Below are 12,674 nucleotides of genomic sequence, written 5' to 3'. Positions count from 1 at the left end.
AGGATGAGGACATGACGGCACTGCGGAGCGCGATGGTCTACCTCGGCCTCGCCGAGGACGACAAGCGTTACGACGACTACGACGAGTACGTCGACGAGTACGACGTGCCCGGTCACGAGATGGCCCCGGGGGAGCCCTCTGCCGAGGTCACCCCGATCCGTCGGGTCCAGGCCGCGCCCGCCGTCCGCGACGTGGAGGTCACCCAGATGAACCGCATCACCACGATCCACCCGAGCACGTACAACGATGCCCGGGCCATCGGGGAGAGCTTCCGCAGCAACACCCCGGTGATCATGAACCTCACGGACATGGACGACTCCGACGCCAAGCGTCTCGTCGACTTCGCCGCCGGTCTCGTCTTCGGTCTGCACGGCTCGATCGAGCGCGTGACCAACAAGGTCTTCCTGCTCTCCCCGGAGCACATCGAGGTCGACGCCGAGGGTGGCGACACCCCGCAGGCCCGAGGGCTGTTCAACCAGTCCTGACCTGCCCGGCCGCACCCTCGGTGCGGCACATAGGCTTACGTCATGTTGATCGTCCGAGAAGTGCTCGACCTCCTGCTCGGCATCTACCTGTACATCCTCATCGGACGACTCATCTTCGAGTGGATCCAGGTCTTCGCGCGCCAGTGGCGACCCCGGGGTGTGGTCCTCGTCATCGCCGAGGCGATCTACACGGCCACCGATCCGCCGCTGAAGGCAATCCGCAAGGTGGTTCCGCCCTTGCGACTGGGCGGCGTGGCGATCGACCTCGCATTCCTCATCCTCATCGTCGTGGTCTCGATCCTGCGCGCGATCGTCTAGGCTGAGTGGTGATGCCCGTGCGTGCCGCGCGCCGTACGAGCCCCGAAACTGCCCGATCGCATACGGAGGAAGTATGGCGCTCACGCCCGAGGACGTCCTCAACAAGACCTTCACCCAGACCCAGTTCCGTCGTGGGTACGACGAGCGCGAGGTCGACGACTTCCTCGACGAGGTCGTCGCCGAGATGCGGCGCATGGTCAAGGACTCGGAGGACCTGCGTTCCCGAGCCGGCGACGGTGGCACCGCTCCTGCCGCTCCTGCCGCAGCTGCAGCCGCGACTGCTGGCGCAGGCAAGCCCGACGAGGCCGCGACCCGCGACCTGCGCAGCCGCCTGGAGAAGGAGAGCGCCGCGCGCGCCGACGCGGAGAAGCGCGCCGGCGAGCTGGAGCGCCGCGTGACCGAGCTCGAGTCGGGCGCCACGTCGCGTGACGGGAAGCAGGACGGCGACTCCGCGAAGGTCTCCTCCGCCCAGGCCAGCGCCGACGAGCGAGTCGCCACGGTCAACGCCCGCGCCGACGAGGCCGAGAAGAAGGCCCAGGAGCGTATTGCGGCCGCCAACGCCGCTGCCGAGAAGGCCGAGGCCGACGCCAAGGCCGGTGCGGACGCAGCGGCTGCCGAGCCGGCCGCCGAGTCCTCCGACGCCGGTGCCGGCCAGATGGCCGCCGCCGCCGGCGGTGGCGCCGGGGCCTCCGGCCTGATCGCCCTGGCCCAGAAGCTGCACGACGAGCACGTCGCCGAGGGCCAGACCCAGCGCGACAAGATGGTCGCCGAGGCCGAGCGCCAGCACCAGGAGCTCGTCACCAAGGGTCAGAGCAAGCACGACGAGCTCTCGACCTCGGGCCAGAGCAAGCACGACGAGTTCGTCAAGTCCGGTCAGACCAAGCGTGACCAGCTCGTCGGCGAGGGCACGAGCCAGCGCGACAAGCTCGTCTCCGACGCGCAGACCAAGTCCGCGTCGCTCGTCAGCGAGGCCGAGGCGAAGCGCAAGAAGATCCTCGACGACCTCAACGCGCAGAAGGCCACCCTGGAGACCCGCATCTCCGAGCTGACCACCTATGAGCGCGACTACCGCAGCAAGCTCAAGGACTTCATCTCCGGTCAGCTGAAGGACCTCGAGTCTGCTCCCGCGCTCGCCCCCCAGGAGGGCGCGAAGCACTGATGAGGCCCTGATCGGGTCCGTCCCGGTCGCCTGACGAGAGGCGGCGGTGTCCATCCGGACACCGCCGCCTCTCGTGTTGTCCGGGCCCGGTTGGTGCCGGCGGGGAAACGCCGCAGCGTGATCCTGCTCTCACCGGCCAAAACGTCGTACTCTGCGGGCACACTAGGTCCGGGCACGGCACGGACCTCCCGACATCGAGGACGGTCATGGCGGCGAAGAAGTCGACGGCCCGCACTGCGGCCACCAAGAAGACCACGCCTGCCAAGGGCGCGGCCGGCACCACGGCGAACGGGACGACGAAGGCGGACAAGAAGGCCGCCACGAAGTCCACCTCGACCGCGGCGAAGAAGCCTGCGAAGAAGACTGCGGCGACCAGGAAGAGCACCGCGAAGAAGGCGACGGCCACTAGGGTGACCCGGGCCGAGCGCCTCGTCGTCCGTGAGGACGAGTCGCCGTGGACCCCGGCCGAGCTGAAGGAGGTCCGCGTGGAGCTCGAGGGCGAGATCGCCCGGCTGCGTGCGGATCTGCAGTCCTCGGAGAACGAGTTGAGCGTCTTCCTCAGGGAGCCGATCGACGGGGCCGGCGACGACCAGGCCGATGCCGGGGCGAAGTCCTTCGAGCGTGAGCACGAGCTGAGCCTCCTGGCGGGGGCCAGGACCGGGCTGGAGCAGAACCTCCACGCGCTCGAGCGGCTCGAGGACGGCACCTACGGGATCTGCGAGTCCTGCGGCAACCCGATCGGCAAGCTTCGACTCCAGGCCTATCCGCGTGCGACCCTGTGTATGACATGCAAGAGCACACAGGAGCGCCGCTGAGCGCCACACAGCCACCCGGGGACGGCGACGTCACCCGGACGAGACCCCGTGCGCGGGTCCTGGCCTGGTACGTCATCGCCGCGGTCGTCGTCCTGGTCGTCGACCAGGCGAGCAAGGTGTGGGCGCTCACCGCACTCGAGGGGGAGCCGGGCGTCAGCCTGGTCGGTGACCTGCTCGGCCTGCGGCTGATCCGCAACTCGGGTGCTGCGTTCTCCATCGGCGACTCGATGACGTGGGTGATGACCCTCGTCGCGATCGTCGTGACCCTGGCAATCCTCGCCGTCGCTCCGCGGATCGGCTCCGCACGATGGGGCCTGGCCCTCGGGCTGCTGCTCGGCGGATCGTTGGGCAACCTCTTCGATCGCTTCTTCCGCGAGCCGGGTCCGCTGGAGGGCCACGTCGTCGACTTCATCGACTACGGCGGCCTCTTCGTCGGGAACGTCGCCGACATCGCCATCGTCGGTGGAGCGCTCCTGCTGCTGTGGCTCGTCTTCACCAACACCGGCATGGACGGATCGCACCCGCAGCACGCGGCCGATCGGCGCCACGCCAAGGAGGACACCGATGAGTGACATCCGCAACGTCCTCGTTCCCGAGGGGCTCGAGGGGGAGCGCGTCGACGCCGCAGTGGCGCGACTGTTCGGCCTCTCCCGCACCCGGGCCGCCGAGCTCGCCACTGAGGGCAAGGTCGAGATCGACGGCGCCGGGGTGGCCAAGTCCACCCGTGTGACCACCGGCGCCCACATCGAGATCGTGCTGCCGTCGCTGGCCCCCGGCCCCACGCTGGAGGTCGTCGCGGAGCCGGTGCCGGGGATGCGGATCATCCACGACGACGACGACATCGTCGTCGTCGACAAGCCCGTGGGTGTCGCCGCGCACCCGAGCGTCGGCTGGACCGGGCCGACCGTCCTCGGCGGGCTCAAGGCCGCCGGCTACCGGATCACCACCAGCGGCGCGAGTGAGCGGCAGGGGATCGTCTCCCGGCTCGACGTCGGCACGAGCGGCCTGATGGTGGTGTGCAAGAGCGAGTACGGCTACTCCGTGCTCAAGCGCGCCTTCAAGCAGCGCACGGTCGACAAGACCTACCACGCGCTCGTCCAGGGGCTGCCCGACCCACACGTCGGCACCATCGACGCGCCGATCGGCCGGCACCCGAGCGGCGAGTACAAGTTCGCCGTCATGGACTCCGGCAAGCACGCGATCACCCACTACGAGCTGATCGAGGCATTCCGGCACGCGTCCCTGCTGGACGTCACGCTCGAAACCGGACGCACCCACCAGATCAGGGTGCACATGGCCGCCCTTCGCCATCCGTGCGTCGGGGACCCGGTGTACGGCGCGGACCCGAGCCTGGCCAGGAAACTCGGTCTGGAGCGGCAGTGGCTGCACGCGATGGGGCTGGGGTTCATCCACCCCGGCTCGGGCGAGTACGTGCGCTTCGAGAGCACCTACCCGCAGGACCTGCAGCAGGCGCTGGACCGCCTCGCCGAGCTGTCCTGAGGGGTCAGCGGCGCACCGAGAACAGGTCGCCGGGAGCGCAGTCGAGCGCGTCGCACAGGGCGGTCAGGGTCGAGAACCGGATCGCGCGACCACGGTTGTTCTTCAGCGCCGAGAGGTTGGCGTGGGTGATGCCGATCCGACGGCTGAGCTCGGTGACGGTCATGCCCTTCGCCTCGAGCAGCTCGTCGAGGTGGCAGCGCACCCGGTGGTCCTCGGGGGGCATCAGATCAGCCCCTCCTGGTCCTCCTGCAGCCGGCTCCCACGGCGTAGCACGAGGGCGAGGAAGGACACCGCCATCATCCCGACATAGAGGTACCAGAACTCGCTCGAGAGCATCCGCACGTCGAACTCCTCGCCGACCCGGGCGGCATGCAGGACCTCGCCCGAGGACACCAGGCGCAGCACGAGTGGCAGGCCGATGTAGGCGAGCAGGGTCCAGCCGGCCCATGTGGCCACGCGTGCGGTCGGGCGCGTGAAGACCTCTCCACGGACCATCCGCACGACGCACAGGGTCAGCAGGACCAGGACGAGCGCCCCGAGGATCCACTCGACGACCTGCGCTGCACGCAGGGTGGTCACCGCCCAGTCGGGCGCCTGCTCGATCGCGACGAGCGCCGTGGTGGCCTGCCCGTCGGTCGTGGTGACGTCGATCGGGACGACGTCGTCCTGCCAGGCGTCCACGACCGTGTCGGCGACGTGCACCGCCAGGGCGACCCCGGCGAGACCGAAGGCGAAGATCGAGGCGCTCGCATCGCGCTGGAAGCGTGTGGCCATGATGGTGTCCCCTCCCGCTCATACATTGTTTTTCGATGCATCGATAAGCAATGTAGCAGAGAGGTGTGCGAAGGGGGTGGGCCGTGGTGTCAGTTGACCTGGCGGTCGCGGTCCTGCCAGTAGGGGGCGCGCAACTTGAACTTCTGCAACTTGCCGGTCGCCGTGCGGGCGAGCTCGTCGCGGAACTCGACGGAGGTCGGCGACTTGTAGCCGGCGACGCGCGCCTTGCACCACGCGATGAGATCGGCCTCGGTGGCCGTGGCCCCCTCCGCGACGACGACGAGGGCCTTGATCGTCTCGCCCCACTTCTCGTCCGGGACGCCGATCACGGCGACCTCGGTGACGTCCGGGTGCGAGAACAGGACGTCCTCGACCTCGACGGAGGCGACGTTCTCGCCGCCGGTGATGATGACGTCCTTCCTGCGGTCGCTGATCGTGACGTACCCGTCGTCCTCGATGTAGCCACCGTCACCGGTGTGGAACCAGCCGCCCTCGAAGGTGCGCTCGGTCTCCTCGGGCAGATTCCAGTAGCCCTGCATGATGACGTTGCTCCTGGCCAGGACCTCGCCGGACTCGGAGACCGCCATCTCGACGCCGAGGGCAGGCATACCTGCCCGCACGAGCTTGCCGGCGCGGTCATCCGGAGACAGGTCGTCCCACTCCGCGCGGGTGGTGTTGACCGTCAGCAGGGGAGAGGTCTCGGTCAGGCCGTAGATCTGCTGGAACTCCCAGCCGAGCTCGGTCTCGACACGGGCGATGGTCTGCGTGGGCGGCGGGGCACCGGCGACGATGATCCGCACGCGGCCCCGGCCTGGGATCTCGCCCTCCCAGTCCTGCGCTGCGGTCAGGACGGCGTTGACCACGGCCGGCGCGGCACACATGACGGTGATGCCGTGATCCCGGACCCGTCGCAGGATCTCCGCCCCGTCGATCTTGCGGATGACGATGTGCTGGGCGCCGACACCCGTCATGGCGAAGGGCATGCCCCAGCCGTTGGCATGGAACATCGGCAGCGTGTGCAGGTAGACGTCCCGGTCGCCGATGCCGGCGTGCAGGCCGAAGGTGACCGCGTTGACCCAGATGTTGCGGTGGGTGATCTGCACGCCCTTGGGGCGGGCCGTCGTGCCGGAGGTGTAGTTGATCGTCGCGATCGCGTTCTCGTCCGGTTCCCAGGGGCGCGGCTGCGCGGCGGCGATCTCGTCCTGCGTCCCGAAGAGGTGCTCGTCATCGCCGAGGACGAAGGTGTGCTCGGCCTGGACCTCGTCGATGAGGGAGGTCAGCTCGGGGTCGATGTACAGCACGCGGGCGCCGGAGTGCTCGACGATGAACTTCACCTCCTCGGGGGCGAGGCGGAAGTTGATCGGCACCAACACCCGCCCGGAGCCGGAGACACCGAAGAAGCTCGTCAGGAGGCGGGCGGAGTTGTGCGAGACGACGGCGACCCGGTCGCCGACCTCGATCCCCAGGGAGTCCAGGTGGGCAGCCTGCGCCCGGGCCAGCTGTCGCATCCGGGCATAGGTCACGTCCGTCAGCGGTGCGGCCGGCTGGTCCGGCTCGTCGACGACGGCGGTGCGCTCGCCGTAGACGCTGGCGGCGCGGTCGAGGAAGTGGTTGACGGACATGGGGACGTGCATCCGGGGGGCCTCCTGTGGCTGAGCGACGGTGTCGATCCTGACGGTAGACCCACCGGCGCGAAGGGGGAAGTGTCGCCCGGGATGCGGCGCGGTGAGCGGTGCCGGGCCCGCGATCGACGGCCGGGTCGGACCACTCGTCGGGCAGGGGCCGGGTTGTCGTCGGCTCGGCCTAGACTCGGAGCGATGTCCGAGCTGCCGCGTTCCGAGAACTTCGTCCACCTGCACAACCACACCGAGTACTCCATGCTCGATGGGGCTGCCCGGATCACGGACATGTTCGCCACCGCCCAGGAGATGGGCATGCCGGCGATCGCGACGACCGACCACGGGTACCTCTTCGGTGCGCACGAGTTCTGGAAGACGGCGCAGTCCTACGACGTGAAGCCGATCATCGGCCTGGAGGCCTACGTCGCCCCCGGCCACACCAGCCGCAAGGAGAAGACCCGGGTGAAGTGGGGCGACGAGCGCACCCGCAAGGGTGACGACGTCTCCGGTGGTGGCGCCTACACCCACATGACGCTGCTGGCGCGCAACAACACCGGCATGCACAACCTCTTCCGCATGGACTCGATGGCCTCGCTGGACTCGGTGTACGCCAAGTGGCCGCGGCTGGATCGTGAGCTGCTCTCGCAGTACGGCGAGGGGCTCATCGCGACGACCGGCTGCCCGTCCGGCGAGATCCAGACGCGGCTGCGGCTGGGGCAGTACGACGAGGCGATCGAGGCCGCCAGCGAGTTCCGGGACATCTTCGGCAAGGACTACTACTTCCTTGAGCTGATGGACCACGGCAACCAGATCGAGCGTCGGGTGCGCGAGGACCTGATGCGCCTGGCCAAGGACCTGCAGCTGCCGCTCCTGGCGACGAACGACCTGCACTACGTCAAGCAGGAGGACTACATCGCCCAAGATGCCCTGCTGTGCATCAACTCCGGCTCGACGCTGCTCGACCCCGACCGGTTCTCCTTCGAGGGGGACGGCTACTACCTGAAGTCCCCGGCGGAGATGCGCCGGCTGTGGCGTGAGTTGCCGGAGGCCTGTGACAACACGCTGCGCGTCGCCGACATGTGCGAGGTCTCCTTCACGGAGGGCGAAGGGCGGTACATGCCGCGATTCGACGTCCCCGAGGGGGAGGACGAGCACTCCTGGTTCGTCAAGGAGGTCCAGACGGGTCTGTCGCGGCGCTTCCCCGATGGCATCCCGGAGTACGCGCAGCAGCAGGCGGACTACGAGGTCGGCGTCATCGCGGGCAAGGGGTACCCGGGGTACTTCCTCGTCGTCGCGGACTTCATCAACTGGGCGAAGGACAACGGCATCCGCGTCGGTCCGGGTCGTGGGTCCGGTGCGGGCTCGATGTGTGCCTACTCGATGGGGATCACCGACCTGGACCCGGTCCCGCACGGCCTGATCTTCGAGCGCTTCCTCAACCCCGAGCGACAGTCGATGCCGGACTTCGACGTCGACTTCGACGAGCGTCGGCGCTCGGAGGTCATCCAGTACGTCACCGACAAGTACGGCGACGATCGCGTGGCCATGATCGCCACCTACGGCACGATCAAGGCCAAGCAGGCGGTCAAGGACGCCGCCCGGGTCATGGGTCACCCCTTCTCGGTCGGCGAGCAGCTGACCAAGGCGATGCCCGCCGACGTCATGGGCAAGGGCGTCCCGCTGAACAAGATGTACGACCCGGAGCACGACCGCTACAACGAGGGCCAGGAGTTCCGCGACCTCGTCCAGAGCGAGAAGCACCTCGGCGAGATCGTCGAGACGGCCAAGGGCCTGGAGGGCCTGAAGCGCCAGTGGGGTGTCCACGCCGCCGGCGTGATCATGTCCAGCGAACCGCTGATCGACGTCATCCCGATCATGCGGCGGCTGCAGGACGGACAGGTCCTCACCCAGTTCGACTACCCGACGTGCGAGACGCTCGGGCTGGTCAAGATGGACTTCCTGGGCCTGCGCAACCTGACGATCCTCGACGACGCCCTGATCAACATCAAGAGCAACCGCGACGAGGAGATCGACCTCGACGCGCTGAGCAAGGACATGACCGACCAGGCCACCTACCGCCTGCTCGGCCGCGGAGACACTCTCGGCGTCTTCCAGCTCGACGGCGGCGGCATGCGCACCCTGCTGCGGCTGATGCAGCCGGACAACTTCGAGGACATCTCCGCAGCCCTCGCGCTCTACCGACCCGGCCCGATGGGCGTCAACGCGCACACGAACTTCGCGCTGCGCAAGAACGGCCGCCAGGAGGTCGTCCCGCTCGACCCGCAGCTGAAGGGCAAGCTCCAGCCGCAGATGGTCGAGGCGCTCGAGCCGATCCTGGGCACGACGCATGGCCTCTGCATATACCAGGAACAGGTGATGGAGATCGCGCAGAAGCTCGCGGGGTACAGCCTGGGCAATGCCGACCTGCTCCGCCGCGCGATGGGCAAGAAGAAGAAGGAGGTCCTCGACAAGGAGTACGTGCCCTTCTCCGAGGGGATGAAGGCCAACGGCTACAACGAGACCTCGGTCGCGGCCCTGTGGGGCGTGCTCGTCCCCTTCTCCGACTACGCCTTCAACAAGGCGCACACCGCCGCCTACGGCCTCGTCTCGTACTGGACCGCCTACCTCAAGGCCAACTACCCGGCCGAGTACATGGCGGCGCTGCTGACCTCCGTCGGTGACGACAAGGACAAGTCGGCGCTCTACCTCAACGAGTGCCGCCGCATGGGCATCAACGTGCTACCCCCCTCCGTCAACGAGTCGGAAGGCCCCTTCGCGGCCGTCGGGGAGGACATCCGATTCGGCCTGCTCGCGATCCGCAACGTCGGTCGCAACGTCGTCGAGGCGATCATCGCCACCCGCGAGGAGAAGGGGGCGTTCGTCTCCTTCGACGACTTCCTCGCCAAGTGCCCGGCGGTCGTGTGCAACAAGCGCACCATCGAGTCGCTGATCATGGCCGGCGCGTTCGACGACCTCGACCACCCCCGGCAGGGCCTGGTGATGGTCCACGAGGAGTACGTCGAGGCCTTCGTCGGCGTCAAGCGCCAGGAGGCGGTCGGCCAGGACTCGCTGTGGGACATGTTCGGCGGTGGCAGTGACGGTGACGCGGACGCTGCCCTGGGCTCCGGCATCGAGGGGATGGGCCTGCGCGCGATCCCCGACGTGGAGTGGGACAAGAAGGCCAAGCTCGCCAACGAGCGCGACATGCTCGGTCTCTACGTCTCCGACCACCCGCTCTTCGGGGTCGAGCACGTGCTCCAACGCGCTGCGGACACCTCCATCGCGACGCTGACGCAGTCCGACAACGGCGTGAAGGAGAACAGCCACGTCACCATCGCCGGGCTCGTCACCGGGCTGAGCGTCAAGCGCACCAAGAAGGGCGACCTGTGGGCCATCGCGACCGTCGAGGACCTCGAGGGCGCCATCGAGTGCCTGTTCTTCCCCAAGACGTACCTGACGGTGCAGACGATGCTCACCCAGGACATCGTCGCCGTCGTGCGTGGTCGGGTGAACGTGCGTGACGACTCCGTCTCCCTGTACGCCGAGGACCTGAAGATCCCCGAGCTGACCGACGGGCCCCGCGGTCCGGTGGTGCTCACCCTCGACCACGCCCGCGCGACGAGCGGGCGGATCGAGGAGGTCAAGCAGGTGCTCTCGCAGCACCCGGGCAGCACTGACGTGCAGATCAAGCTCGTCCAGCCGGGGCGGTCGGTGACCATGTCCGTCGACGCCAGCTACCGGGTGGAGCCGAGCGAGGCGCTCATCGGTGACCTCAAGGTCATCCTCGGTGCCCGAGCGGTCTCCGCATGAGCGACCCCACGACCGACGAAGGAGCCCGGCCCATGACGCAGCAGATGCACCCGCAGCCCACGCCGCCCACAGCGCAGAAGCGCGAGCACGTGCGCAGCCACCACGGAGACGACGTCGTCGACCCCTACGAGTGGATGCGCGACGGCGAGGACCCCGACGTGCTGGCCCACCTCGAGGCGGAGAACACCTACGCCGAGGCGTCGACGGCGCACCTGGCCCCCCTTCGCCAGCGGCTCTTTGACGAGATCAAGGAGCGCACCCTCGAGACCGACCTGTCGGTCCCGGTCGCCTCGGGTGAGTGGTGGTACTACGCCCGCACGGTCGAGGGCCAGCAGTACGCGATCCACTGCCGCGCGCCGTTGACCGATGCCGGCGCCGTGCCCGAGCTCGACCCGGGCGAGCCGCTGCCCGGTGAGGTCGTCCTCCTCGACGGCAACGCGCTCGCGCACGGGCACGAGTTCTTCTCCCTCGGGGGTCTCGAGGTCAGCCACGACCATTCCCGCCTCGCCTACGCCGTCGACGTCACCGGTGACGAGCGTTTCGACGTGCGCGTGGTGGACATCGCCTCCGGCGAGCTTCTCGACGAGGCCGTCACCGGCGCCGGGTACGGGTTGGCCTTCTCCCGCGACGGTGGCCACCTCTTCCACGTCAGCGTCGACGACGCGTGGCGCCCGCACGAGGTGTGGCGCCACGAGGTCGGCACCACCCGGGAGGACGACGTGCTCGTCCACCGCGAGGAGGACGAGCGGTTCTGGATGGGGCTGGGCACCAGCCGCGACGATCGCTGGATCGTGCTCGCACTCGGGTCCAAGACGACCTCCGAGATGCACCTCATCGACGCCACCGACCCGACCGCGCCGGCGCGGTGCGTCGCACCCCGACGCGAGGGCGTCGAGTACGACGTCGAGCCGGCTGCCGACCACCTGCTCATCGTGCACAACGAGCGCCAGAGGGAGGGCGACCTGGCCTGGGCGCCGCTCGACGCGGCGAGCCCGGACCAGTGGCAGCCGCTCCTGCAGCGCGCCGAGGGCGAGCGCTTCATCGGTGTCGACGCCTTCGACGACTTCGCCGTGCTGTCCCTGCGCGCCGGCGGTCTGCCGGCGCTGCGGATCCTGCCGCGAGTTCACGGCGCAGGGCGATCGGCACCGTTCTGCGCGAGCGACTACGGGGACCCGGTCGACGTCTCCTTCGACGACGAGCTGCACTCCGTGGCGCTCGGGCCGGTCGCCGAGGTGGGCACCGACCGCATCCGGGTGATCCACGAGTCGTGGGTCAGCCCCCGCTGCGTCCTCGACGTCGTCGTCACGACCGGCGAGCGGGTCGTGCTCAAGCGCCAGCGAGTACTCGGCGGCGTCGACCCGGCCGACTACGAGCAGCAACGCACCTGGGCCACGGCCCCGGACGGCACGCAGGTGCCCGTCTCCCTCGTCATGCGTCGCGGGACGCAGCCCGACGGCAGCAACCCCGGCCTGCTCTACGGGTACGGCAGCTACGAGATGAGCTTCGACCCCTACTTCTCCATCGCGAGACTGTCCCTGCTCGACCGGGGCGTCGTCTACGCCGTGGCGCACGTGCGCGGCGGCGGCGAGCTCGGCCGGCACTGGTACGACGACGGCAAGATGCTGGCGAAGAAGAACACCTTCACCGACTTCGTCGCGGCCGCCCAGCACCTCCACGAGACCGGCTGGGTCGCCCGCGACCGCCTGGCGGCCGAAGGGGGGTCCGCCGGCGGTCTGCTCGTCGGCGCCGCCACCAACCTGGCGCCTGACCGCTTCGCGGCCGTACTGGCGGCAGTGCCCTTCGTCGACACGCTGACCACGATCCTGCGTCCCGACCTGCCGCTGACGGTGCAGGAGTGGGACGAGTGGGGTGACCCGCTGCACGACCGAGAGGTCTACGCGTACATGCGCAGCTACACCCCGTACGAAAACGTTGCGAACGTCGCCTATCCGCCGATCCTCGCCACGACCTCGCTGCACGACACCCGCGTGTACTTCACCGAGCCGGCGAAGTGGACGGCACGCCTGCGGGAGGTCACCCTCCACGACGACGAGCGCCGGATCCTGCTGCGCACCGAGATGAGTGCGGGACACGGCGGGCGCTCGGGCCGTTACGACGCGTGGGAACAAGCCGCGTGGGAGTGGGCCTGGCTGCTCGAGAGGGTGGGGGCCGTCGACCCGGTGGAGTGAGTGCG

Annotated in this window: 11 protein-coding genes; 8 read left to right on the top strand and 3 right to left on the bottom strand. The window is 68.9% G+C overall.

The genetic code is table 11. From position 1 onward, the window contains the following. Positions 1 to 11 precede the first annotated feature (11 nt). From BJY20_RS15825 to BJY20_RS02030, 6 genes are all read left to right on the top strand, one after another. Entirely contained in the window at positions 12 to 485 is a 474-nt protein-coding gene (locus BJY20_RS15825) for a cell division protein SepF (protein WP_246297086.1), read from the top strand. Positions 486 to 527: 42 nt separating this feature from the next. Next, positions 528 to 803 (top strand): YggT family protein, encoded by a 276-nt coding sequence (locus BJY20_RS02050; RefSeq protein ID WP_185990003.1) that lies wholly within the window; start codon positions 528 to 530, stop codon positions 801 to 803. A 73-nt stretch (positions 804 to 876) separates the two neighbouring features. Further along, complete coding sequence (locus BJY20_RS16255; protein WP_221935216.1) at positions 877 to 1,962, top strand: DivIVA domain-containing protein; 1,086 nt, start codon at positions 877 to 879, stop codon at positions 1,960 to 1,962. Between the two features lie 206 nt (positions 1,963 to 2,168). After that, a complete protein-coding gene (locus BJY20_RS02040) occupies positions 2,169 to 2,777 on the top strand; it encodes a TraR/DksA family transcriptional regulator (RefSeq protein ID WP_185990002.1) in 609 nt (202 codons plus the stop codon). Continuing rightward, on the top strand, positions 2,750 to 3,349 hold the full coding sequence (gene lspA / locus BJY20_RS02035) for a signal peptidase II (RefSeq protein WP_185990001.1): 600 nt from the start codon (positions 2,750 to 2,752) through the stop codon (positions 3,347 to 3,349). The genes BJY20_RS02040 and lspA overlap by 28 nt, the downstream gene beginning before the upstream one ends. Beyond that, positions 3,342 to 4,277: an RluA family pseudouridine synthase gene (locus tag BJY20_RS02030; RefSeq protein WP_185990000.1), complete on the top strand. Its 936-nt coding sequence runs from the start codon at positions 3,342 to 3,344 to the stop codon at positions 4,275 to 4,277. Before lspA ends, BJY20_RS02030 begins: the two co-directional genes overlap by 8 nt. Before the next feature lie 4 nt (positions 4,278 to 4,281). Here BJY20_RS02030 and BJY20_RS02025 read toward each other — a convergent pair whose 3' ends face one another. The 3 genes from BJY20_RS02025 to BJY20_RS02015 form a co-directional block, all read right to left on the bottom strand. Next, the gene (locus tag BJY20_RS02025) at positions 4,282 to 4,500 is read right to left on the bottom strand and encodes a helix-turn-helix domain-containing protein (protein ID WP_185989999.1); all 219 of its coding nucleotides are present in this window, start codon (positions 4,498 to 4,500) and stop codon (positions 4,282 to 4,284) included. Further along, positions 4,500 to 5,051: a hypothetical protein gene (locus tag BJY20_RS02020; RefSeq protein WP_185989998.1), complete on the bottom strand. Its 552-nt coding sequence runs from the start codon at positions 5,049 to 5,051 to the stop codon at positions 4,500 to 4,502. The genes BJY20_RS02025 and BJY20_RS02020 overlap by 1 nt, the downstream gene beginning before the upstream one ends. 89 nt (positions 5,052 to 5,140) lie before the next feature. After that, positions 5,141 to 6,673, bottom strand: a complete 1,533-nt coding sequence (locus tag BJY20_RS02015) for an AMP-binding protein (protein ID WP_246297085.1) — start codon at positions 6,671 to 6,673, stop codon at positions 5,141 to 5,143. A gap of 195 nt (positions 6,674 to 6,868) precedes the next feature. On the opposite strand from BJY20_RS02015, the gene dnaE reads away from it, so the two are divergent. Beyond that, positions 6,869 to 10,480 carry a DNA polymerase III subunit alpha gene (gene dnaE, locus BJY20_RS02010; RefSeq protein WP_185989996.1) on the top strand — a complete coding sequence of 1,204 codons (3,612 nt, stop codon included), beginning with the start codon at positions 6,869 to 6,871 and terminating at the stop codon, positions 10,478 to 10,480. After that, positions 10,477 to 12,669 carry a S9 family peptidase gene (locus BJY20_RS02005; protein WP_425484112.1) on the top strand — a complete coding sequence of 731 codons (2,193 nt, stop codon included), beginning with the start codon at positions 10,477 to 10,479 and terminating at the stop codon, positions 12,667 to 12,669. Before dnaE ends, BJY20_RS02005 begins: the two co-directional genes overlap by 4 nt. Positions 12,670 to 12,674: the final 5 nt, after the last annotated feature.

It is taken from the genome of Janibacter cremeus (assembly GCF_013409205.1).
GTDB classification, from domain to species: Bacteria; Actinomycetota; Actinomycetes; order Actinomycetales; family Dermatophilaceae; genus Janibacter; species Janibacter cremeus.
Note: the sequence above shows the minus strand (reverse complement) of the source record. Positions and strands in the feature narration are given on the sequence as shown.